The organism is Ruegeria sp. AH3, assembly GCF_056536265.1.
Genome location: NZ_JBQFJL010000001.1, coordinates 1977412 through 2000661 on the forward strand (window position 1 = coordinate 1977412; position 23250 = coordinate 2000661).

Annotated in this window: 26 protein-coding genes; 16 read left to right on the plus strand and 10 right to left on the minus strand. The window is 58.3% G+C overall.

Going from position 1 to position 23250, the window contains the following annotated elements:
• Positions 1-94: 94 nt before the first annotated feature.
• A complete protein-coding gene (locus ACR3EM_RS09925; RefSeq protein WP_480470547.1) occupies positions 95-595 on the minus strand; it encodes an Lrp/AsnC family transcriptional regulator in 501 nt (166 codons plus the stop codon).
• Positions 596-822: 227 nt separating this feature from the next.
• On the opposite strand from ACR3EM_RS09925, the gene trxB reads away from it, so the two are divergent.
• From trxB to ACR3EM_RS09950, 5 genes are all read left to right on the plus strand, one after another.
• A complete protein-coding gene (trxB, locus tag ACR3EM_RS09930) occupies positions 823-1764 on the plus strand; it encodes a thioredoxin-disulfide reductase (protein WP_480470548.1) in 942 nt (313 codons plus the stop codon).
• A 1-nt stretch (position 1765) separates the two neighbouring features.
• Positions 1766-2221, plus strand: a complete 456-nt coding sequence (locus ACR3EM_RS09935; protein ID WP_480470549.1) for an RES family NAD+ phosphorylase — start codon at positions 1766-1768, stop codon at positions 2219-2221.
• Between the two features lie 75 nt (positions 2222-2296).
• Positions 2297-3982: an adenylate/guanylate cyclase domain-containing protein gene (locus ACR3EM_RS09940; protein WP_480470550.1), complete on the plus strand. Its 1686-nt coding sequence runs from the start codon at positions 2297-2299 to the stop codon at positions 3980-3982.
• 202 nt (positions 3983-4184) lie between these two features.
• Positions 4185-5903 (plus strand): bifunctional sulfate adenylyltransferase/adenylylsulfate kinase, encoded by a 1719-nt coding sequence (locus ACR3EM_RS09945; RefSeq protein ID WP_480470551.1) that lies wholly within the window; start codon positions 4185-4187, stop codon positions 5901-5903.
• 92 nt (positions 5904-5995) lie between these two features.
• Positions 5996-6877, plus strand: a complete 882-nt coding sequence (locus ACR3EM_RS09950) for a glycosyltransferase family 32 protein (protein ID WP_480470552.1) — start codon at positions 5996-5998, stop codon at positions 6875-6877.
• 5 nt (positions 6878-6882) lie between these two features.
• Here the strand turns inward: ACR3EM_RS09950 and ACR3EM_RS09955 are convergent, their stop codons facing one another.
• From ACR3EM_RS09955 to ACR3EM_RS09965, 3 genes are all read right to left on the minus strand, one after another.
• The gene (locus tag ACR3EM_RS09955; protein ID WP_480470553.1) at positions 6883-7761 is read right to left on the minus strand and encodes a PhzF family phenazine biosynthesis protein; all 879 of its coding nucleotides are present in this window, start codon (positions 7759-7761) and stop codon (positions 6883-6885) included.
• Positions 7762-7846: 85 nt separating this feature from the next.
• A complete protein-coding gene (locus tag ACR3EM_RS09960; RefSeq protein ID WP_480470554.1) occupies positions 7847-8071 on the minus strand; it encodes a DUF1150 family protein in 225 nt (74 codons plus the stop codon).
• 5 nt (positions 8072-8076) lie between these two features.
• The gene (locus ACR3EM_RS09965; RefSeq protein ID WP_058275530.1) at positions 8077-8490 is read right to left on the minus strand and encodes an Hsp20 family protein; all 414 of its coding nucleotides are present in this window, start codon (positions 8488-8490) and stop codon (positions 8077-8079) included.
• 164 nt (positions 8491-8654) lie between these two features.
• Between ACR3EM_RS09965 and ACR3EM_RS09970 the strand changes: the two genes are divergently transcribed.
• The 4 genes from ACR3EM_RS09970 to ACR3EM_RS09985 all read left to right on the plus strand — a co-directional run bounded on the left by ACR3EM_RS09970 (position 8655) and on the right by ACR3EM_RS09985 (position 11263).
• Positions 8655-8879 carry a YdcH family protein gene (locus ACR3EM_RS09970; protein ID WP_010441787.1) on the plus strand — a complete coding sequence of 75 codons (225 nt, stop codon included), beginning with the start codon at positions 8655-8657 and terminating at the stop codon, positions 8877-8879.
• Positions 8880-8955: 76 nt separating this feature from the next.
• The gene (purE, locus tag ACR3EM_RS09975) at positions 8956-9441 is read left to right on the plus strand and encodes a 5-(carboxyamino)imidazole ribonucleotide mutase (protein ID WP_480470555.1); all 486 of its coding nucleotides are present in this window, start codon (positions 8956-8958) and stop codon (positions 9439-9441) included.
• Complete coding sequence (locus ACR3EM_RS09980; protein ID WP_480470556.1) at positions 9438-10193, plus strand: NAD(P)-binding domain-containing protein; 756 nt, start codon at positions 9438-9440, stop codon at positions 10191-10193. Before purE ends, ACR3EM_RS09980 begins: the two co-directional genes overlap by 4 nt.
• A gap of 2 nt (positions 10194-10195) precedes the next feature.
• Complete coding sequence (locus tag ACR3EM_RS09985) at positions 10196-11263, plus strand: 5-(carboxyamino)imidazole ribonucleotide synthase (RefSeq protein WP_480470557.1); 1068 nt, start codon at positions 10196-10198, stop codon at positions 11261-11263.
• Positions 11264-11289: 26 nt separating this feature from the next.
• Here ACR3EM_RS09985 and ACR3EM_RS09990 read toward each other — a convergent pair whose 3' ends face one another.
• The 6 genes from ACR3EM_RS09990 to ACR3EM_RS10015 form a co-directional block, all read right to left on the minus strand.
• Positions 11290-12441 carry an alpha-D-ribose 1-methylphosphonate 5-triphosphate diphosphatase gene (locus ACR3EM_RS09990; RefSeq protein WP_480470558.1) on the minus strand — a complete coding sequence of 384 codons (1152 nt, stop codon included), beginning with the start codon at positions 12439-12441 and terminating at the stop codon, positions 11290-11292.
• Positions 12438-13211 carry an alpha/beta fold hydrolase gene (locus ACR3EM_RS09995; protein WP_480470559.1) on the minus strand — a complete coding sequence of 258 codons (774 nt, stop codon included), beginning with the start codon at positions 13209-13211 and terminating at the stop codon, positions 12438-12440. The genes ACR3EM_RS09990 and ACR3EM_RS09995 overlap by 4 nt, the downstream gene beginning before the upstream one ends.
• A gap of 39 nt (positions 13212-13250) precedes the next feature.
• Positions 13251-14093, minus strand: coding sequence for a DMT family transporter (locus tag ACR3EM_RS10000; protein WP_480470560.1), 843 nt, complete (start codon positions 14091-14093; stop codon positions 13251-13253).
• A gap of 180 nt (positions 14094-14273) precedes the next feature.
• Complete coding sequence (groL, locus tag ACR3EM_RS10005) at positions 14274-15914, minus strand: chaperonin GroEL (protein WP_480470561.1); 1641 nt, start codon at positions 15912-15914, stop codon at positions 14274-14276.
• A 54-nt stretch (positions 15915-15968) separates the two neighbouring features.
• Entirely contained in the window at positions 15969-16256 is a 288-nt protein-coding gene (gene groES, locus ACR3EM_RS10010) for a co-chaperone GroES (RefSeq protein ID WP_039523824.1), read from the minus strand.
• 153 nt (positions 16257-16409) lie between these two features.
• Positions 16410-17084: a DUF2161 domain-containing phosphodiesterase gene (locus ACR3EM_RS10015; RefSeq protein WP_480470562.1), complete on the minus strand. Its 675-nt coding sequence runs from the start codon at positions 17082-17084 to the stop codon at positions 16410-16412.
• A 91-nt stretch (positions 17085-17175) separates the two neighbouring features.
• On the opposite strand from ACR3EM_RS10015, the gene ACR3EM_RS10020 reads away from it, so the two are divergent.
• The 7 genes from ACR3EM_RS10020 (at position 17176) to ACR3EM_RS10050 (ending at position 23236) form a co-directional block, all read left to right on the plus strand.
• Complete coding sequence (locus ACR3EM_RS10020) at positions 17176-18156, plus strand: TraB/GumN family protein (RefSeq protein ID WP_480470563.1); 981 nt, start codon at positions 17176-17178, stop codon at positions 18154-18156.
• A 98-nt stretch (positions 18157-18254) separates the two neighbouring features.
• Positions 18255-19175, plus strand: coding sequence for a manganese-dependent inorganic pyrophosphatase (locus ACR3EM_RS10025; protein ID WP_480470564.1), 921 nt, complete (start codon positions 18255-18257; stop codon positions 19173-19175).
• 143 nt (positions 19176-19318) lie between these two features.
• The gene (locus tag ACR3EM_RS10030; protein ID WP_480470565.1) at positions 19319-20194 is read left to right on the plus strand and encodes an HAD family hydrolase; all 876 of its coding nucleotides are present in this window, start codon (positions 19319-19321) and stop codon (positions 20192-20194) included.
• A gap of 101 nt (positions 20195-20295) precedes the next feature.
• The gene (locus ACR3EM_RS10035) at positions 20296-20739 is read left to right on the plus strand and encodes a MaoC family dehydratase (protein WP_480470566.1); all 444 of its coding nucleotides are present in this window, start codon (positions 20296-20298) and stop codon (positions 20737-20739) included.
• 60 nt (positions 20740-20799) lie between these two features.
• Positions 20800-21732: a bifunctional riboflavin kinase/FAD synthetase gene (locus ACR3EM_RS10040; protein ID WP_480470567.1), complete on the plus strand. Its 933-nt coding sequence runs from the start codon at positions 20800-20802 to the stop codon at positions 21730-21732.
• On the plus strand, positions 21729-22202 hold the full coding sequence (locus ACR3EM_RS10045; RefSeq protein ID WP_480470568.1) for a YcgN family cysteine cluster protein: 474 nt from the start codon (positions 21729-21731) through the stop codon (positions 22200-22202). Before ACR3EM_RS10040 ends, ACR3EM_RS10045 begins: the two co-directional genes overlap by 4 nt.
• A complete protein-coding gene (locus ACR3EM_RS10050; RefSeq protein ID WP_480470569.1) occupies positions 22202-23236 on the plus strand; it encodes a threonine aldolase family protein in 1035 nt (344 codons plus the stop codon). The genes ACR3EM_RS10045 and ACR3EM_RS10050 overlap by 1 nt, the downstream gene beginning before the upstream one ends.
• Positions 23237-23250: the final 14 nt, after the last annotated feature.

Genomic DNA, 23250 nt, shown 5'->3' on the forward strand with positions numbered 1-23250 from the left:
GGGGGCATCATGCAGCTATTACTAAGTTGGGTATTTTACATGACTGTGGCGGCGCTTTTGCCGCCCTGCACTGCGGATCAAAACACAGTCAGAATCAGGCCGTCCGGTTCATCCGGTCTTCCAGCACGTCAAATGGTACGCCTGGCTCGTCTTTTGCGCCTCGGATAACAAGCGAGGTTTTAACGCTGGCCACGTTCGGCGTGGTCAGCAGCTCGCCCGTCAGGAACTGCTGAAAACTGCTGAGATCGGGTGAGACGCATTTCAGGATGAAATCCACCTCGCCATTCAACATGTGGCATTCGCGGACCAGTGGCCAATCCCGGCATCTGTTCTCGAAGGCGCTGAGTTCGGATTCGGCTTGGCTTTCCAGCCCCACCATGGCGAAAACCTGTACCTCAAACCCCAGCTCGCGGGCGTTGACCTCGGCGTGGTAACCACGAATAAAACCGGAATCCTCCAGCGTCCGCACGCGGCGCAAACAGGGTGGAGCCGAAATGCCGACCCGTTTTGCAAGCTCGACATTGGTCATTCGGCCGTCGGCCTGCAGTTCTGCCAGAATCTTGCGATCGATTTCATCCAGCCGAGTCGTGACCATCGAATACTCCTGAAGTTTTCAGTTGTTATAGCAGCAGGCGTGGCAGGCGCAATTATATTTCACAGCCGCGCAATTTTCTTTATTTCACATGTAGGTTTAACCGCGACCAGACTAGTGAAACGCAATTCCGATATGCAGCAGGAAGGGGCTTTAAGCGCGGCCTCACGGTCGCTATATCGATCCGCACCGGACAAAATGTCCGTCGAGGCAAATTGAGTGGGGATACCATGGCCGAAACACGACACACCAGGGTTCTGATCATCGGATCGGGACCGGCCGGATACACTGCGGGCGTTTACGCCAGCCGCGCCATGCTGGAACCGATTCTGGTGCAAGGGATTGAGCCGGGCGGACAGCTGACCACCACGACCGAGGTCGAAAACTGGCCCGGCGACACCGAGGTTCAGGGCCCCGATCTGATGGTTCGAATGCAGGACCACGCCAAGGCAATGGGGTGTGAGGTTATCGGCGACATCATCAATGATCTGGACCTCAGCAAGCGCCCCTTCACCGCCAAAGGTGACAGCGGCACGATCTACACGGCCGATGCGGTGATTCTGGCCACCGGTGCGCGTGCAAAATGGCTGGGCCTGCCGTCGGAAGAGAAGTTCAAGGGCTTTGGTGTCTCGGCCTGCGCCACCTGTGACGGATTCTTCTACCGCGGGCAGGAAATCGTCGTGATCGGCGGCGGCAACACGGCAGTCGAAGAAGCCCTGTTCCTGACCAACTTCGCAAGCAAGGTCACGCTGATCCACCGTCGCGATGAGCTTCGGGCCGAGAAAATTCTGCAGGACCGGCTGTTCAAGAACGAGAAGATCGAGCCGCTCTGGTTCCATGAACTTGACGAAGTTATCGGCACCGATGCGCCACTGGGCGTGGAAGGTGTGCGGGTCAAGAACGTCAAAACCGGCGAGATCACTGAGATCCCGTGTAAAGGCGTCTTCGTCGCCATCGGTCACGCGCCAGCCAATGAGCTAGTCAAGGACACGCTGGAGACCCACATGGGCGGCTATGTGGTTACCAAACCGGGAACGACGCAAACCTCTGTTCCGGGTGTCTTCGCCGCCGGGGACCTGACCGACCACGTATACCGTCAGGCCGTTACCAGCGCCGGCATGGGTTGCATGGCCGCGCTGGATGCCGAGCGGTTTCTGGCAGAGAACGACTGATATGATCGCAGAATTCTCTGGTCCGGTCTGGAGAATTCTGTTCCGTTCTCAATCCGGCGCTTCACTTGCCCCTGCCCGCGCGCCGGAAGGCCGGTTCCATCATTCCGGCCAGTTCGCACTCTACGCCTCACTCAGCGCTGCGGGGGCGGGTATCGCGATTCGGCGCTATGTGTCTTCGGACGAGCCTCCGCGTGTTATTCAACGACTTGAAGTTTCGGGCGCGCGATTGATGGATTTCCGCGGGCGCCCCGAGGTCTCGGTGGTTTGGCAAGATATAAGGGATCTTGGTCAGCGTTCTCCAACATGGCAATACTCCGATCTGGCGCGGACCCAAGGGGCCGATGGGCTGTTTTACAGCTCACGCTCGCGCCCGGATCTCAGTCATCTGGTGCTGTTCGACGCACGCCCCGATCTGATCACTGCGTGCGGCGCCCCCCAAACCTGGTGCCCGCAGTGATGAGCGGCCTTGTCTTGACCGCTGCGCAACGGCGTATCAGGATCACCCGAGGCAAAGCGAAAGACAGGTGAGCTTTTGGAGAATGCTCTTTGGCGCGGCGGGTGGATAAGCCGGCTCAGGATCGCAAGCGGTCTGGTGCTATTTGTCTTTGCGTTTTTCCACTTCCTCAATATCGGCCTTGGTCTGTTCGACACCGACCTGCTGCACGGGATGCAGGATGGTCGAAAGGCCGTATCCCGGCATGATTTTGTCAGCCTGCTTCTATACGTATCACTGTTAGTTCACGCAGGTCTGGCACTGATCTCGATCGCACAGCGTCGCACGTTACGGATGCCATTCAGCGTCGCACTTCAGGTGGTTCTGGGTCTACTGATCCCGCTACAGCTGATCGCCCATCTGGTGCATACGCGCTACGCCCACGAGATTTATGGGGTGAATGATGAAATGGGCTATATCATCGCCCTGATGTGGCCCAGCAGCGCAATCTGGATGCAAAGCCTGCTGCTGCTGCTGGTCTGGGTGCATGGCTGTATCGGCTTGCATATGTGGCTGCGCATGACAGCTTGGTGGCGCAAGCTGGTGCCCTATCTAATCGGTGTCGCTGTGTTCGTCCCGGGCTTTGCCCTGGCTGGCGTGCTTACCGAGGGCCGTCGCATCTGGGCCGATTTCGCTGATCCGGACCTGCGCGAGCAGTATATCGAGCACTATAACTGGCCCTCGCCCGAGGCGTTTCAGGATATGTTCATCGTCAAGAACAACACCCTGACCGCATTCTGGACGGCGCTCGCCCTGACAGGCTTAATCTATCTGGGGCGTAAGCTTTGGCGGCGGCGGCATTCGGTTCGCATCCGGTATGTGAACGGCCCCGAAGTGGTCTCTGAAAAAGGCATGACTCTGCTTGAGATGTCCCACGCTAACGGTATCCCGCATACCGCGCTTTGCGGCGGCAAAGGTCGTTGCACCACTTGCCGCGTGATCGTGGAGCAGGGAGGCGACAGTTTGCCCCCGCCCAAAGACATCGAGGCGCGCAGTTTGAAAGCCGTTGGCGCGCCCGAAGGAACCAGGCTTGCCTGCCAAATGCGCCCGACCGATCCGATGACCGTGTTCCGCGTTTTCCGGCCAGATGGCGCGCGTCACCGGGGGCACGCAAGTCAAGGACAGGAAAGGCAACTGGCTGTGCTTTTTCTGGACATGCGCGGGTTCACGGCGCGCACCACCGGGCAACTCCCCTATGACATCGTTTTCCTGCTGAACCGTTTTTTTGATGCTATCGTTCCGTCGATCACGGCTCAGGGCGGCGTAGTCGATAAATACATGGGCGATGGATTGCTGGCCTTATTCGAAACAACGGACGCCAAAAGCTCAGCCCGTGCAGGGCTGGAAGCGGCCGCTGATATCGGACGCGCGCTGGAACGATTCAACCAGCAACTTGAGGCAGAAGGCAGCCAACCTGTTCGCATCGGCATGGGCCTGCATCTGGGCGACCTTGTGTTGGGAGAAATCGGAGCCGCCAAGGATGCGCCACGCACCATCATTGGCGATGCTGTCAACGTTGCCAGCCGTTTGGAAAGCGAAACCAAAGCCTTGGGTGTCGAACTTCTGGTCTCACACGACGTGCTTCTCGCTGCAGGTCTGCAATGCGATCCCCATAATCTTCGCGACTTCCGGTTGCGAGGTGTCAACGCACCGGTCACGGCCTTACCCATCGAACACGCCTCTGCGCTCGAACGACAGATTTCACAACAAGAACAGATCTCCTGAAAATGCTGCCTATATCGTCAGCACACAGGATGTCTGCCGCGATTTGCTCTACAAACTGGAACGAGGTTCCATTCGCTGAAAAAACCGCACATATCTTCCTTTGTTTTTGCGCGCCTCTGGACTTCGCCCTCGCTGCGGGGCAAATGCCCGTACAAACACCTCTGAACAACATGCAAAACAAACCGCTGACACGAGTTTTCTCATGACCATGCTAGCCAATTTGGCCCCTATCCCCGAACTGTATGTTTCATACGAGTCCGCGCAGAAACTGAAGGTCGAAGCTGCTGACCTGACCAGCTGGGATCTGAGCCCACGCCAGATCTGCGATCTAGAACTGCTGATGAATGGCGGCTTCAACCCGCTTAAAGGTTTCTTGTCTCAGGCCGATTATGACAACGTCGTCGAAAACATGCGCCTGGCCGATGGCACGCTCTGGCCGATGCCGATCACGCTGGATGTCAGCGAAGACTTTGCTGAAAAGATCGAGTTGGGTCAGGACATCGCCCTTCGCGATCAGGAAGGCGTCATTCTGGGCACCATGACGGTGACTGATCGCTGGACACCTGACAAATCGCGCGAAGCCGAGAAGGTTTTTGGTGCGGATGACGATACGCACCCTGCCGTGAACTACCTGCACAATGTGGCAGGCAAGGTCTATCTGGGCGGTCCGGTGACCGGTATCCAGCAGCCTGTTCACTATGACTTCCGCGGACGTCGCGACACCCCCAACGAGCTGCGCGCCTATTTCCGCAAACTGGGCTGGCGTCGTATCGTGGCCTTCCAGACCCGCAACCCGCTGCACCGCGCGCATCAGGAACTGACTTTCCGCGCCGCAAAAGAAGCGCAGGCCAACCTGTTGATCCACCCGGTGGTTGGCATGACCAAACCGGGCGACGTCGACCACTTCACCCGCGTGCGCTGTTATGAGGCGGTTTTGGACAAATATCCGGCCTCGACGACCTCGATGAGCCTGCTGAACCTCGCCATGCGCATGGCTGGCCCGCGCGAGGCCGTCTGGCATGGTCTGATCCGCGCCAACCACGGCTGCACCCACTTCATCGTGGGCCGCGACCACGCGGGACCGGGTAAAAACTCGGCCGGAGAGGATTTCTACGGCCCTTATGATGCGCAGGATCTGTTCCGCAAGTATCAGGACGAAATCGGCGTTGAGATGGTGGATTTCAAGCACATGGTCTATGTGCAGGAACGTGCCCAGTATGAACCGAATGACGAAATCCTGGACAAGGAGAACGTCACGATCCTGAACATCTCTGGCACTGAACTGCGTCGCCGCTTGTCCGAAGGTCTGGAAATCCCGGAATGGTTCAGCTTCCCCGAGGTTGTGGCCGAGCTGCGCAAGACCAAGCCGCCGCGCAGCCAGCAAGGCTTTACCGTCTTCTTCACCGGCTTCTCGGGCTCGGGCAAATCCACCATCGCCAACGCGCTGATGGTCAAACTGATGGAGATGGGCGGTCGTCCGGTCACGCTGCTGGACGGGGACATCGTGCGAAAGAACCTGTCGTCAGAGCTTGGCTTCTCGAAAGAGCACCGCGATCTCAACATCCGCCGCATCGGTTATGTGGCGTCTGAGATCACAAAGAATGGCGGCATCGCCATCTGTGCTCCAATCGCACCCTATGGCACCACCCGCCGCGCCGTGCGAGAAGAGGTCGAGCAGTTTGGTGCCTTCTGTGAGGTCCACGTGGCCACCAGTATTGAGGAATGCGAACGCCGCGACCGCAAGGGGCTGTACAAGCTGGCGCGCGAAGGCAAGATCAAAGAGTTCACTGGCATCTCAGACCCCTACGACGTGCCGGAAAACCCCGAACTCAGCGTCGAGACCGAGAATGTTGAAGTCGACAACTGCGCCCATCAGGTTCTGCTGAAACTGGAAAGCATGGGTCTGATCGCGGCCAACTGATTTGAGACAAAGCAAGCAGCCCCCGGTTCCCGGGGGCTGTTTTCGTTTCAGGTGGCCGCACATTGCCGCCGCCATGCGAAACGGATTATAGCTTGGTCAGGACCATTCTCAGGCGCGATCAATCCATGGGGCGAAAACTGCCGACTATTGCCGGTTTCTGGTACGGCTCTGATCTGTCTTGGCTCGAAGCTCTTTGCATTCAGTCATTTCTTGATTATGGGCACCCGTTCGTTCTCTACACCACCGATCCAGTTGAAGGCGTCCCGCTTGGGGTCGATCAGCGCCACGCGTCAGAGATCCTGTGGCCTCCTCCCTTCGATTTGCGCGAAAACTTTCGGCTCAGGGTCGCTGTTTTCTCGGATATATTTCGCCTGCGAATGCTGCAGAAAACCGATTTCATCTGGGTTGATCTGGATGCTTATTGCGTTCGACCATTCGATTTTGACAGCCCTTACGTGTTCGCCCCAACCGGCGATGGGACATATCCGAACGGCGTGCTGAAGCTGCCGCCTGACTCGTCAACGCTGACGCAGATGCTGGAGTTCACTACTTCGCAAAACCCCACCCAGCCGTGGCGCGGATCGCGTCTGCACCGGATTAATCGGGAACGCATTCAGAACGGTGAAACCTGGGGGATCGAAGCGCTCTCCTGGGGGTGTTCAGGCCCCAAGGCACTGAGCTATTTTCTGAGAGAAACCGGAGAAGATAAGCACGCATTGCCGCTCGAGGCGCTGTACCCGCTTGCGGTCGACGAGTTGTGGAAGCTGCATGACCCCAGAATCCGCATGGAAGAGATTGAACGAGAGGGCGTCCATTCCGTCCACATCTACGGTCATCAGAAAAAGTGGCTGGCCACACAGCGGTCCGGGTTGCCACTGCCCGGCTCTTATCTGGAGAAGCTCTGCCAGCGGCACTCGGTTGATCCGGCCAACAATCCCATTGCCCGACTTGAGTGGATGAAGCCAAAGATCTGAGCGGGTCAGTCCGGCAGATCCACCTGCCCGCGCATCAGAATATGGCCGCGCCCGGCAACTCTGATCCCGGTCATCGCATCCGGGGGGCCAACGCGTGTAACCCGCGCCTGCCCGGGGCGCCCCATGTCGTGGCCTTGTTCGGCCGTGAATTGATCTTTTTTCATCAAACCGTATTTCCAGAGATAGGCCGCCATGGCCCCCGTGGCCGAACCGGTGAATGGGTCCTCTGGCGGGCTGGGCGGTGCCAGCAACAGACGCGAGAACGTATCCCCCTGCGCCGTCGCCCCTTGCAAGGTGACCAAAAACGGCTCGGCCATGTCTGAACCCGAGTAATCAGCTGCGGCAGCCACCTTACGTAAAGGCCCTTCGACCAGCCGCGCGGCGCGCAAGGCATCATGATCCCGCAGCACCGTGATGCAGAACGGCAAACCGGTTGATACCAGTTGCGGCGGGGAAATAATGGCCTCTTCTGGCAGCGAAATCGCGCTTGCAACAAGGTCGACCGGAACACTGGCCCCAAATTCTGGTGCGATCTGGGTCATCTCGATCTCATCACCATTCAGACGAATGGCGACAAGGCCCGCTCCGGTTTCCAATGTCAGAGATTCGCCCTGAACCAAACCTCGCGACCGAAGCGCAGCGACCGTTGCGATAGTCGGGTGGCCTGCAAAGGGGATTTCACGGCTGGCCAGAAAATACCGCACCCTGATATCGGCCACATCTGACGGGCCGGTGAAGGTACATTCCACCAAAGAGGTCTCGCGGACATAGGCCATGCAGGTTTCATCCGATAGCCCTGCCCCGCCATGTACGACCGCACAACCATTGCCACCAAACGCGCGGTCGGTGAAGGCATCCACCCAGTCAAAGTCATACCATGCCATGACGCACACTCCTGTTTCACGTTCTGCGGCACGATCACCGCAGAACGGGCAAATGTCACGTCATTTCAGCAGAGTGTGTGGTGGCTTAGTGAACAGCCACCGGTGACAGGTCATGCTCACGCGCCAGCACAAAGGCCAGCTTGCGGTCTGCGACCAGCGCCAGTTGCTGCCCATCAGAGTCGTGGACGGCGTATAGCTGATCCAGATCACCCGCCTGTTCGCGCAAATCACGCGGCAAGTCAGCCACTTCGACGGTTTTTACATAGACGATCCGATCGCCTTCGGCGTTGATTTCGATCGGTGTATTCATAGCTCTTACCCCTTCCTTATGTTGATTGTCTGAACCACGGTTTCAGGCACGGCGCGGGTCAGATCCACATGCAGCAGACCATTCTCCATGATCGCCTCGCCCACCTCGACCCCGTCAGCCAGCACGAACATGCGCTGGAACTGGCGTGCCGCGATGCCGCGGTGCAGGAATATGCGCCCCTCGCTGTCGTCGCGTTGACGGCCCCGGATCACCAGCTGGCGATCCTCGATGGTAATCGACAGGTCCTCTTCCGCGAACCCAGCCACAGCCAGGGTGATGCGATAGGAAAAATCCGAGGTCTGCTCGATATTATAGGGCGGGTAACCTTCATTGCCGGCCTTTGCAGACCGTTCCAGAAGGCGTTCCAACTGCTCGAACCCCAAAAGATGCGGGTATGAGCCTAAGGTAAGTTTCGACACGTATTTTCGTCCTTCATTGTCAAAGCGACGTATTCTGCGGCCCCGTTCTGGCAACCGCGTGCTATAGAATATGGGAAGATACAGGGATGTCCACAAGGTCTGGCCGGATAAACCCTGACACACTATCTTGTGTCGAAAGCACCACTTGAAACACTGAGTCGTCCATGAACGCGCCTACCGATCTTTCGATGAAAACCGATGAAGTCCTGCGGGTGGAATTGGAGGTCTTTCGACGCCAGCACCGCGATCTGGACGAGGCGATCGAGGCGCTGCAGGCCAAGGGCACCTCGGATCAGTTGACGATCAAGCGGCTGAAAAAGCAGAAACTGCGCCTGAAAGACATTATCCGTCTGATCGAAGACCGTTTGACCCCCGATATCATCGCCTGAAACGCGTGTACCGCATTGCCACATAAGCGGATTTGGCTATAGTGCGCGCTCTTTCAGAAGGCAGGGGCGTAAGCGGATGAGCGATGTGAAAGTAGGGATCATCATGGGCAGCCAATCGGACTGGCCCACGATGAAAGAGGCAGCCGATATTCTGGATGAATTGGGCATCGCCTATGAGGCTCGCATTGTTTCAGCCCACCGCACCCCGGATCGTTTATGGGACTACGGCAAAACCGCCGTATCGCGCGGCCTGCAGGTCATCATCGCTGGTGCGGGTGGTGCAGCGCATTTGCCGGGTATGATGGCGTCGAAAACCCGCGTTCCGGTGATTGGTGTGCCGGTGCAGACTCGCGCGCTTTCGGGTGTGGATTCGCTCTATTCCATCGTCCAGATGCCCAAAGGATTTCCGGTTGCGACAATGGCGATTGGCTCGGCCGGTGGGGCGAATGCGGGCTTGATGGCGGCAGGCATTCTGGCGCTGCAGGATACGGCGCTGGCTGAACGACTGGATGCCTGGCGTGAGGCTTTGTCCGCCTCAATTCCTGAAGAACCACAGGGATGAGCCGCATAGGCATCATTGGTACGGGTCACATCGCAGCCCCGATCGCGCGGCTGGCGGCTTCAAAAGGCCATGACCTTCACGTTACCGAGCGCAATGCACAAGTGTCCTCGGCCCTTCAGGCCGAGCTTGGGGCCAGTGTTGGCACCCCGCAGGAGGTGATCGACGCGTCCGACATCGTGTTCCTCTGCCTGCGCCCGCAGGTTGCAGCAGACGTTCTGGCTCCACTGACCTTTCGCGCGGATCAGCAGATCGTTTCGGTGATGGCAGCCGTGCCCGTCGACCAACTCGCAAAGCTGTGCGCGCCAGCGTCGGATTTCGTGCAGACCATCCCACTGGGTTTCCTGCAGACCGGAGGCTGCCCCCTCGCCGCATTCGGCAACGACCGACTGCTTGCAGACCTGTTCGAGCCCGAAAATCCTGTGGTGAAAGTCTCGGACGAGGCCGCATTGAACGCGCATTTCGCCATTTGCGCCATGGTGCCAGGTGTTCTGGACCTGATGGCAACCGGGGCAGGATGGCTGGCCGATCAGACCGGCGACAAGGACGGGGCGGAGTTCTATACCACGCAGCTCATGTCAGGCTTCCTGGCCACGATGCAAAAGGGACAGGCCGGTCAATTGGCCATTGAGCGTGACGCACTTGCGACCGAAGGCACCTTGAGCCTTCAGATGACCGAGACCTTGCAGTCCGAGGGCGCGCATGACGCGTTGCGCGCCGCCCTGACCGCGATTGGCAAACGATTGGAGACGTGACGATGGCAGATATGCTCACCCCCGGAGCAACAATCGGGATTTTGGGCGGGGGTCAGCTGGGCCGTATGCTCTCCGTTGCGGCGGCTCGACTTGGGTTCAAGACCCACATTTTTCAACCCGGTGCCAACCCTCCTGCCGGGCAGGTGGCAGATCGCGTCACCACAGCAGCTTATGACGATGCAGTTGCGTTGAAAGCCTTCGCGGATTCGGTGGAAGTCATCACCTATGAGTTCGAAAATATCCCGACCGAGGCGCTGGATCTGCTGGAAGCACATCGCCCCATCCGTCCGGGCCGTGAGGCGCTGCGAGTCAGTCAGGACCGATTGACCGAGAAGGTTTTTCTGCAAGGGCTTGGACTGAAAACGGCACCTTTCGCCGACATCACCGATCTGGAAAGTTTGCAGAACGCTGTTGATGAGATCGGCACTCCGGCCATCCTGAAAACGCGTCGCTTCGGCTATGATGGCAAGGGGCAGGCGCGACTGCGCATCCCTGAAGACGCCGAGGCTGCATTGGCCGACATGGCTGGAGCGCCGTCCATACTGGAAGGGTTTGTGGATTTCAGCCATGAAGTCTCGGTCATCGCAGCGCGAGGTCTGGATGGTCAGGTTGCCTGTTTCGATCCGGGTGAGAACGTGCACCGCGATGGCATCCTGCACACGACCACAGTTCCGGCGCGCTTGTCTCCGGCCCAGCGGACCGATGCGGTATTGCTGGCGGCCAATATCCTGAACGCGCTGGATTATGTGGGTGTCATGGGAGTTGAACTGTTCGTGACGCCGCAAGGTCTGATCGTAAACGAGATCGCGCCACGCGTGCACAACTCGGGCCACTGGACCCAGAATGGTTGCGCTGTCGATCAGTTCGAGCAGCACATCCGCGCCGTTGCCGGATGGCCTTTGGGCGATGGTCAGCGACATTCCGACGTGGTGATGGAGAATCTGATCGGCAATGACATGGATCGGGTGCCGGAACTGGCCCGCGAACGGGACGTTGCGCTGCATCTATACGGCAAGTCCGATGTGAAAGCCGGTCGCAAGATGGCGCATTTTAACCGGATTGTACGCTGACAGGTTAATGCGAGGCGTCGGATCGCTCAGCCGATGAACCGCGTGGCGATGTCGCCCGACATACAGCTGACACGCCCGCCCGCCAGAGTAGCAGCGACACGTTGCGTTTGGGCATCAAGGATCAGCAGGTCAGCGCGTTTTCCCGGCGACAGCTCACCTCGATCCAACAGCCCCAGCACTTTTGCCGGGCCGGATGACACCAGCGCCCAGGCGTCTGCGAAGTCCAGCAAGCCAGATTTGGCCAGCATCAGCGCGGCGCGACGAGGGCTTGGATAATGATAGTCCGAAGCCAGCGCATCGCACAGCCCCATGGCAATCAGATCCAGCGCGCTGGCATTGCCTTTGTGGGACCCTCCGCGCACGACATTGGGCGACCCCAGAATAATGTGATCCCCGCCCGCGCGGGCAGTTTCTGCAGCCTCAAGCGTTTCGGGGAATTCAGCTATGCTGACCCCGCGCGTACGCCAATCAAGCCGATCCTGCCTTCTGGCGTCATCATGGCTGCCCATACGAACACCACGACTGGCCAACGTGGCACACAAAGCGTTCAGAGCCTCAGGTACCTCAGATCCCCGTTTGTGCATCGTTTGCAGCATTTCCAGATGAACTTCCGGGTTACGTCCCGCTTTCAACGCCTGCCCGGTCAGGCGTGGTGGCGTTCGTCCCTGCGCCAGGCGCTCATGCGGAAGGTGATCATTGAAGACCACATATGGAACCTGCCACTCTGCTATCCGTTCGGGCAGATCGCCGTAATCATCCAGCATATGGGTTTCAAACCGAAGCTGGGGCATCAGATCGGTAACGGCGTCCGTTTTCACCGACGCGATCGCCGCAAAGACTTGGGCTGCAAACTCAGGTCCGCGCACGCCGCCTTCCCAGCTGTAGAACTGCGCCATCACTGCGGTTGTAATACCGTTTGCAGCAAGCTCGGCTTCTGCTGCAAGGATGCCTTCATTCATCTGCTTCATCGCCCCCCGCCGCGGTGCGATGTGTCGTTCAAACCCATCCCCATGCAGGTCGATGATACCCGGCAGCACGAGATATCCTGAAAGGTCGATCTGCCGCCCTGCCCTGTCACTTTGCACCAAACCGTCGGCTATCGACAATTCCGTGGCACACAGCCCCTGGCCCGGCAACAGAACCTCTGCCCCGGTAAACGTGAAATCGAGTTTAGTCATTGAGAGGGCTCCGATTCAGGCTCCGAGCAATCCTGTCCGATGCAAATCTGATCGATGATGTCCTCGACCCCATCGAGCCACGTGATCTCGGGATCGAACTGTCCAAATTCGATGAAATGCAGGGTCTGTGCCATGACCTGCGGATTGTTCATCATGAACGTGTGAGTCACCGGCAAAACGATGTGATCCGCCATGCCCTCGACCTTTGTCGTCTCGACCGAAACCTTGCCATCATCCGGCCCGTCAATCAGGGACGAGAATACAGGGTTCAGCGAGTTTTCTCCGGCGATCACCCCCAGATCGAAATCAACCGGGGGCAACTTGCGCGGAATGCCTTCGGGACCTGTGCCAAGGGCCAGTCCCGCGGGACCATGCAGCAGGCCAAAGACCTCCCAGGCCCCCAGTTCATCCACCAATTGGCTGCCCTGGTTCGGGGGGCCAAGCATGACGACCCGCCCAAGGCTATCAAGGGTATGATCTTGCAGCCAATAGCGCAGCAGGATCCCACCCATCGAATGCGCGACCACATTTACTGTGTCATCGCCACAGGCGGCAAAGGCATCCGGCAGAGTTTGTTCAGCAAGTTCAGGAATGGGCAGGTCTGTCGAAGAGTATCCGGGGCGAACAACCGTGTAATCATGCGCGCGGAAAAGTTGCTCCATCACCGTGAATGATGCTTCGGTCCGTGCCAAACCATGCAGCAACACAACGCATTTCGCCTGCGCGACAGCAGGCACGAGACAACACAGGAAGGCGATCAGAAGCTTCATGACCCGCCAGATAAGCCCTATCGGGGGGCGAGAAAACCCCTAGCCACGGTTCAGGCGCAACACTGCCAGCGCGATGCCTCCCAAAACCAGTCCTGCGCCTATCAGCAGGCGCAGGCTTGCCACTTCGCCCAACAGCACCACACCGGCCGCGATGGCAACAACCGGAACGCTCAGCTGTACGATCGCGGCCACAGCAGGGGCCAGTTGGGGCAGAACTCGGTACCAGAGCGCATATCCCATCCCCGAAGTGACTCCGCCGGATAAGGCGGCAAGACCGTATCCCACCAAGGTCATCTGCCATGCGTCCCCCAAAGCGAGCAGAGCCAATCCTGTGACCGGAAGCGCCACGACGAAATTGGCCGCCGTTCCGGATAATGCATCAGGTTCGGATCGCCCGACTATCGAATACACCGCCCATCCGACCCCGGCAGCCACCATAAGGCTGGCCCCCAACAGATCGACGCGCAACGCGCCAGTGGGCCAAAGCACATATGCCAACCCGCCCAGCGCTATGACCGCCCCAAAAACCTGCCGCTTCGTCGGGGCCGCGCCGGAAACTGCCCCTATCGTGAACATTGTGATCTGAACCACGCCGAACAGGATCAGCGCCCCAAGCCCCGCATCAAGCGTCAGATACGCAATCGAAAAACCGATCATATAGAGCGACAACGATCCGGCCCCGGTAAAACGTCGACGACTTAGAACGGGAAGCGACCCCTTCCGCAGAGCCACCAGCGCCACCAACACAATTGCGCCTGACAACACCCGAACAATGGCAAATCCCGCCGGATCACTTGCACCAATATCAATGGCAAGCCGATTCAGGATCGAATTCGCCGCAAAGGCACACATGGTCAGAGCAGTAAGCAAAAACAGTCGCATCTCGACCGCATAGCGGTTTCAGCGTGGTTTGCACACTCACTTTCCCGCAGGCAGAAGCAGCCCTGCTGTTCTTCTGATCAGAAATGCATCCACCCGAGTCATGCCCGAGCAGAAGGCATTCCAAATGAAACGGGGCCGCCCGAAGGCGACCCCGTCGATAAGCACAAAGGCTTAAGCAGCTTACATCATGCCGCCCATGCCGCCCATGTCGGGCATGCCGCCTGCAGCAGGTGCGTCTTTCTGCGGCTTGTCGGCAACCATTGCTTCGGTAGTGACCAGCAGACCAGCAACCGATGCCGCATCTTCCAGAGCGGTACGGACAACTTTGGCCGGGTCAATCACGCCGAACGAGAACATGTCGCCATATTCTTCGGTCTGTGCGTTGAAGCCGAACGATACATCACCGGATTCACGGACTTTGCCCGCAACAACCGCACCGTCAACACCCGCGTTCTCGGCGATCTGGCGCAGCGGCGCTTCGATTGCCTTGCGAACGATGTTGATACCGGCGTTCTGGTCAGCGTTTGCACCTTCCAGAGTTTCCAGTGCTTTACCGGCCTGAACAAGAGCAACACCACCGCCAACAACAACGCCTTCCTGCACAGCAGCGCGTGTTGCGTTCAGAGCATCGTCCACACGGTCCTTACGCTCTTTCACTTCAACTTCGGTCATGCCGCCGACGCGGATAACGGCAACACCGCCTGCCAGTTTGGCAACGCGCTCTTGCAGCTTCTCACGGTCGTAATCCGACGAGGTTTCTTCGATCTGGGTACGGATCTGAGCAACACGTGCTTCGATCTCGGCTTTCTCGCCTGCACCGTCAACGATGGTGGTTTCGTCTTTGGTGATTTCGATCTTCTTGGCGGTGCCCAGCATGTCCATGGTGACGGACTCGAGCTTCATGCCCAGATCTTCGCTGATGACCTGACCGCCGGTCAGGATCGCGATGTCCTGCAGCATGGCCTTGCGGCGATCGCCGAAGCCCGGTGCTTTGACAGCAGCAATTTTCAGGCCGCCGCGCAGTTTGTTAACAACCAGAGTTGCCAGCGCTTCGCCTTCAACATCTTCCGCGATGATCAGCAGCGGCTTCTGCGACTGGATCACCTGCTCGAGCAGCGGAACCATCGGCTGCAGCGAGGACAGTTTCTTTTCGTGCAGCAGGATCATGCAGTCGTCGAGTTCTGCGATCATCTTGTCTGCGTTGGTGACGAAGTAAGGCGACAGGTAGCCACGGTCGAACTGCATACCTTCGACAACATCGGTCTCGGTTTCCAGACCTTTGTTTTCTTCGACGGTGATAACGCCTTCGTTGCCAACTTTCTGCATCGCGTCTGCGATCTGCTGGCCGATTTCAGCTTCGCCGTTGGCCGAGATGGTGCCAACCTGAGCAACTTCTGCCGAGTCTTTGACTTCGCGCGATGCGTCTTTGATGCCTGCAACAACTTTGGCAGTCGCCAGATCGATGCCGCGCTTCAGGTCCATCGGGTTCAGACCCGCTGCAACCTGCTTCAGACCTTCGCGAACGATTGCCTGTGCCAGAACGGTTGCAGTGGTGGTGCCGTCACCGGCTTCGTCGTTGGTGCGGCTGGCGACTTCTTTCACCATCTGCGCGCCCATGTTTTCGAACTTGTCTTCCAGTTCGATTTCCTTGGCAACCGATACACCGTCTTTGGTGATGCGCGGTGCGCCGAAGGATTTGTCCAGAACCACGTTGCGGCCTTTGGGGCCCAGGGTCACTTTAACAGCATCGGCCAGGATGTTCACACCTGCCAGCATGCGGTTACGGGCATCGGTGTCGAACTTGACGTCCTTTGCAGCCATGTCGTTTCTCCTTGAGAAAATGTATTGGAATGAAGATCAGAGAAAGCGCGCGGCTTACTCGATGATCCCCATGATGTCGCTTTCTTTCATCATCAGCAGCTCTTCGCCGTTGACCTGAACCTCAGTGCCCGACCATTTGCCGAACAGGATCTTGTCACCAGCTTTAACAGCCATTGCGATCAGTTCGCCGCTGTCCTTACGTGCGCCTTCGCCGGTTGCAACGACTTCGCCTTCGCTGGGCTTTTCTTTTGCGCTGTCGGGAATGATCAGGCCGCCTGCGGTTTTCTCTTCGCTTTCGGTACGGCGAACCAGCACGCGGTCATGAAGCGGTTTCAATGCCATCTTTGCAGCTCCTTGGGCTCAAAGTTTGTTTATCCTCCCCTCGCCGACTGACGAGGCGTTAGCACTCGACCCTTGCGAGTGATAACGACGCATAGCTAGGGGGTCCAAATCCGTGAGTCAACAAGCTGTGAAGGATTTTTCTGACCTAATGGCTCAATCAGTTTGTTCCCAGCTATAGGCCCAGTGCTTCAGCCCCTCCTGCCCGGCCTCAGACAGACAGTAGACGCCCTTCTCGACCTTATCAAACCAGCCATAGTGGTTTTCGCGCATTAACCGGGTGGCCGAGGGCACTCCGGTCGCCACCGCAACCTCAGCGCCCTTTGTCGCGCCACATTCTGCCAGATGGGCCGCACATTTCAGCGCATCCTGACGGTAAGCCGTGACAATCCCGTGTCGCGTTGCCCCGCCCGCATTCGGGTCGCCTTCCAACCGGTCGAACTCACGCAGCAGGCGCGCAACCTTGGACTTGTTTTTGCGCGGGGCGTAGGGACCGGGGTCACACTGGACTTCAACCGCGCCATCCGCGCGCACAGTGATCAACCCCAACCCAAGGCGTCGGCAAAGCGCAAGATTGTCTTTCAATGCTCGTCGCGCACTGCGTCCGGTCGGCTTGCACACCCCCAGATACACCTGATCCGTCAACTTCAGGCGTGCAATCGCCTGATGGAACAGGGCAAGACTGAACCGCAGCTTGAGCTCAACGACCACGGGCTCTTCACCCTCGCGAATGGCGACGATATCGGCCGCACCCACCTCACCCTTCACGGCATAGCCTTGCCGCTCCAGCAATGCTTTGATCGGGGGATAGAGGTCCTGCTCGCGCTTCATGCCGCCATGCTATGCGGTTTCGCGCGGATTGCCAGCCGTCAGACACAAAGATAAGTCTTGAACGAAGTGCCCGCCCCAGGAAAGAGACCCAATGCGTCTGCTCAGCCTCTGCTTTGGTTTTCTGTTGCCCCTTACGGCCCACGCCGCCTGCGAAGGGCGTGATCTGCGGCTCGACCTTGCGCCCGAAATCGAAGCCAAACTGGAACAAACCCTCAGCGCCATCCCTTTCCCGGAAGGCAACCATTGGATTGCCCGGAAAGGCGACACCGTTCTGCATCTGATCGGCACCTTGCACACAAACGATCCTCGCATGGAGGCAATTGTTGAACGCCTCACACCAACCCTCAGCACCGCAGATGCCTTCTATTTCGAAGTCACAAAATCAGAAATGGATGCGTTCGAACGTGATCTGGCCGACGACTTCAGCCCGGTGCTGATTATCTCCGGCCCCACGCTGGTCGATCTTATGACCGCGGAAGACTGGGCCGCCCTGTCAGCCACCCTGGCGGAACGCGGCATTCCAAGCTGGATGGCGGCCAAGATGCGCCCTTGGTTTCTGAGCATGATGTTGGGAGTTCCGCCCTGCCTGATGTCCACGCCCGATTTTGGCCGTGGCATGGATACGCGCCTGACCGAGCTGGCCGAGGCACAAGGCATCCCGCAATTCTCGCTGGAGCGGATCGAGGATTTGATCGCAATGTTCGACAGCCATCCGTTGGAAGAACAGGTGGCCTCGCTGACCCGACTCGCCGGTGCGTTGCAGGCCGAAGATGATCAGACGATCACAATGGCCAACGCTTATTTCGACGAACAGCATGCCATAATCATCGAGCTTGCCAAGCTTCAGGGGTTCGAAGCCTCGGGGCTGACAGTGGAAGAATTCAATGCCGAGTGGGAAAGCTTCGAAGACCAGCTCCTGGTGCAGCGCAACGCCAACTGGATGCAGAAGATTCTGAAACTGAATGATCAGACCGTTGTGATCGCCTTCGGAGCTGGGCACCTGAGCAACAAGTTCGGCTTGCTGAACCAACTGCAAGAGGCCGGCTACACATTGGAACGCGCAGCTTTCTGAGATTTCAGACCAAGGGTCGCAGCCAGCCCCGTTCCGGGTGACAAGTGGAATTCTCCACCCTATAAGGCGCGCAATTCCACATTCCTCAGGACACTGTCATGACAATCCAAGTTCTTGGTCACAAATCCCCCGATACCGATTCGACCGGCTCGCCCATCCTCTGGGCCTGGTATTTGAGCGAAGTCAAAGGCGAAGCGGCCACTCCGGTTTTGTTGGGTGAGCCCAATACCGAAGCCAACTTCATGCTCCAGCGCTGGGACCTACCCAAGCCGCAGATCATTGAAGACGTGGCCGAAGATGCCCCGGTCGTGATCGTAGACACCAACAACCCCGCTGAGCTGCCCGCCAGCATCAACAGCGCCGACATCCGCGCCATCATCGATCACCACAAACTGGTCGGTGGGCTGGAAACCAAAGGCCCCATCGATATCACCGTGCGCCCGCTGGCTTGCACCGCGACCATCATGATCGACCTGATCGGCGACGATGCAGCGAAAATGCCTGACGCCATCAAAGGTGCTGCGCTGACCTGCATCCTGTCGGACACGCTGGAGTTCCGCTCGCCCACCACCACCGCACATGACCGCGCCGTGGCCGAGAAACTGGCCGCCGATCTGGGCCTGGACGTATCGGCCTATGCGGCTGATATGTTTGCGGCGAAATCGGATGTGTCCTCGTTCTCGGACGCCGAACTGATCCGTATGGACAGCAAGGAATACGAAGTCGATGGCACGAAGTTCCGCGTCTCGGTGCTGGAAACCACCGCACCGGGCGTTGTTCTGGACCGCAAAGACAGCCTTGCGGCGTCCATGATCGACGTCGCCAAGGAAGACAACGTCGATCAGGTCTTGCTGTTCGTTGTCGACATCCTGAACGAAGAGGCCACCCTGCTGGTTCCCAATGATCTGGTTAAAGCCGTCGCAGAAAAAAGCTTCGGCGCATCGGTCGATGGCGATGCCGTCGTGTTGCCCGGCATCATGAGCCGGAAAAAGCAAATTATCCCGAACCTCAAGGTCTGAGCCCAATCCCAAAGGCGCCCAATCGGGCGCCTTTTTCTTTTGCGAAGCTCTGCCTCGCCCAGGGGCAGAGCCCCCTCTGGCCAAACATGGCAAGCTCTGCCATAGGCTTAGATAAATCGCCTTCCCTGCCAGATGAGGGGCAAATGACCCAGATTATCTCTTCCCTTGCCGAAATCTCTGACCGTTACAAAGCGCTGTTTGTCGATCTTTGGGGGTGCGTGCACAATGGCATCACCGCCTACCCCGAGGCAGTTGCGGCCTTGCAGGCTTACCGGCAGAAGGGCGGTGTTGTGGTATTGGTCACAAACTCACCCAAACCACGTGCGGGGGTGGCCGATCAGTTGGCGCAATTCGGTGTGCCGATTGACGCCTATGACACGATTGCCACCAGTGGTGACTCGGCACGATCTGCGATGTTCCGGGGCGCAGTCGGCGAAAAGGTCTATTTCATGGGAGAATGGCAACGGGATGCCGGTTTCTTTGAGCCGCTGAAAATTCTGGACCATCCCATCCATATCGAGCGTGTCCCCTTGGATGAAGCAGAAGGCATCGTATGCTGCGGCCCGTTTGATCCTATGGCCGATCCGGCGGTAAACCGGCCTGACTTTCTATATGCGAAGCAGAAGGGCATGAAACTGCTCTGCGCTAATCCTGATATTGTCGTTGATCGCGGTGAAACCCGAGAGTGGTGCGCAGGCGCCTTGGCGCGGCTTTATACCGAGATGGGCGGTGAGAGCCTTTATTTCGGCAAACCTCACCCTCCGATCTACGATCTCGCACGGCGCAGGCTTACGGAACTTGGCGTTGATATTGGCGATTCCGAGATTCTGGCAATTGGTGATGGCCCACAGACCGACATCGCTGGCGGGATGGGCGAAGGTATCGATACTCTGTTCATCACTGGCGGGCTGGCGGCAGCAGAGACCAAAACGTCGCACCACCCGGACGAAGATGCCTTAAGATCCCATAACGAAAAAGAAAACATCAATCCGACTTTCTCAATCGGGCGTTTGCGCTGATCAAAAAAGACTTGATTTTCTGCAGTTGCGAAGTAATAAAGTTGCCGAAGGGCGACTTCTGATGGTCTTTTGTTGCCCGCACGATCTCGAATGAGGGTAGCATGTTGGACAATCTTCCGCGCGGAACGATATGTATCGAAGACATCGAAATGGGCATGACCCGGCACCTGCGCAAAGTGGTGACGGACGAAGATATCGAGATGTTCGCCCAGGTGTCGACGGATCGTAACCCGGTGCATCTGGATGATGACTATGCCCGCGACACGATCTTTGAAGGCCGGATCGCGCATGGCATGCTGACCGCAGGACTGATCTCGGCCGTGATCGGAGAGCAGCTGCCCGGCCATGGCACCGTCTATATGGGACAGTCGCTGAAATTCCTTGCACCTGTCCGCCCTGGCGACATGGTCTATGCCGAAGTGAAAGTGATCGATATCGACTTTTCCAAGCGCCGCGTGAAGCTGGATTGCCATTGCGCCGTTGATGGCAAGAAAGTGTTAGTTGGCGAGGCGATGGTGCTGGCCCCAAGTCGGAAGTTCGACTGATTATCAAACCCATCTGATCTGCGACTTGAACCTGCCCGACACTCTCGTTAGGCAATCCTCATGCAGATCATACGTGACTTTCAATTTGTTGAGCCGGAAGACCGCGGCGCAAGTGTCGCCATCGGGAACTTTGACGGAGTCCATCTAGGGCACCAATCCGTCATCCAGCTGGCGCGCGAGGCTGAACCGACCGCGCCATTGGGCGTGATGACATTCGAGCCTCATCCACGCGAATATTTCGCTCCCGACGCCCCGCCCTTTCGCCTGATGCGGGGAAATGCACGGGCGCACCGGCTGCAGAAGCTGGGGGTGCAGAAGCTTTATGAGTTGCCGTTCAACGCAGCCTTGGCGGGGCTGACACCGGAGGAATTTGCGCGAAATGTGATTTGTGACGGACTGGGCCTGGCTCATGTGGTCGTAGGCGCCGATTTCTGCTTTGGCAAAGGGCGGAGCGGCACACCGCAAGATCTGCAGCGGTTCGGCGATGAGATGGGCTTTGGCGTCACGATCGCTCCGTTGATGGAGCGGTCGGAGAATGTGGTCTCGTCCACCGCAATCCGGACGGCGCTGTCCGAAGGTCGCCCGCGCGACGCTGCCGCGATGCTGGGGCATTGGCATCGTATCGAAGGCGAAGTCGTCGGGGGCGAACAGCGCGGGCGCGAGCTGGGATTCCCGACCGCAAATATGTCAATCGAGGGGCTGCATCCGCCGAAATTCGGGGTCTACGCAGTTTTGGTAGATGTTCTCGATGGTCCACATCAGGGCAGCTATCGTGGGGCGGCGTCGGTTGGGACACGCCCCATGTTCCATGGGGAAGTTCCCAATATCGAAACCTTCCTGTTCGATTTCTCAGGCGACCTCTATGGCGCGACCCTTTCGGTGGGGTTGGTCGATTACCTACGGCCCGAAATGACCTTTGACGGCCTTGATGGGCTGATCGCCCAAATGAATGACGATTGCGCCCGCGCGCGCGCGCTTCTGGCCGCTCAATGACCAAGGACCCCATCGACCGAGACGGACTGGCCCCGCGCTTCTGGGAGCGCAAGCCACTGCAGAAGATGAACCCACGCGAGTGGGAAGCACTGTGCGACGGCTGCGGCAAATGTTGCCTCAACAAGCTGGAAGATGAAGACACCGGCGAAGTCGCGCTGACCTGCGTCGCCTGCCGTCTGCTGGATGATGAAAGCTGCCGCTGCACGCAATATGACATCCGGCATCAATTCGTGCCCGAATGCATCGTGATGCGCCCCGACAACATCGACAGCCATGCCTATTGGCTGCCGCAGACCTGCGCCTATCGTTTGTTGTGGGAGGGGAAACCTCTTTACGATTGGCACCCGTTGCTGTCAGGTACGCCGGACAGCGTTCATGCCGCAGGCATTTCCGTGCAGGGACGTACCGTGTCTGAATTCGAAACCCCCTTGGAAGAGTGGGAAGATTATATCATCGAGGAGCCGAGCTGATGCATTTTGCCTCTGACAATTCCGGGCCCGTTCATCCCGAGGTTCTGGCCGCGTTGGCGGAAGCCAATCAGGGCTATCAAATGGCTTATGGCGCGGACGTTCTGATGAACGAAGTGCGCGACCAAATCCGAGGAATCTTTGAAGCCCCCGGCGCGGCGGTATATCTGGTGGCTACGGGAACAGCGGCAAATTCACTGGCTCTGGCCACATTGTCTCAGCCATGGGAAACCGTCTTTTGCTCGCCAGTGGCACATATCCATGAGGACGAATGCAACGCGCCGGAGTTCTATAGCGGGGCCAAGCTGACCCTCGTGCCCGGTGAGGACAAGATGGCCCCTGAGGCTTTGCGCCGATCTGTCGAAGGCGAAGAAACCCGTGGCGTGCACGGGCCGCAACGCGGGCCGGTTTCGATTACGCAGGTAACTGAGCGTGGATCGGTGTATTCGCTGGAAGAGCTGCAGGCGCTTTGCGGGGTAGCCAAGGAGTATAACCTGCCGGTCCATATGGATGGCGCGCGGTTCACCAACGCTTTGGTCGCGTTGAACTGCTCTCCGGCTGAGATGACATGGAAATCCGGTGTGGATGCAGTCAGTTTCGGTGGCACCAAGAACGGGTTGATGGGTGTCGAAGCAGTGGTGTTTTTCGACGAAAGCAAAGCCTGGGAATTTGAGCTGCGACGCAAACGCGGGGCGCATCTGTTTTCCAAGCACCGCTATCTGTCGGCACAGATGGCGGCCTATCTGCAGGATGATCTGTGGCTACGCTCGGCGCGGCAGGCGAATGCCAATTGCGCACGTTTGGCTGACGGGCTGCGCGCCGCCGGGGCTGCGTTTTTGCATGAGCCTCAGGCCAACATGATTTTTGCACGTTTCCCACGCAGTCTGCATCGCAAGTTGCATGACGCAGGCGCGGTATATCACTTTTGGGGTGATACACTGGAGGGCGCAGATGAGGATGAGATGTTAGCCTGCCGTCTGGTTTGTGACTGGTCCACACCGGCGGACCAGATCGATCAGTTTCTGGCCTTGCTATAGGGGGTCGGCGGCCC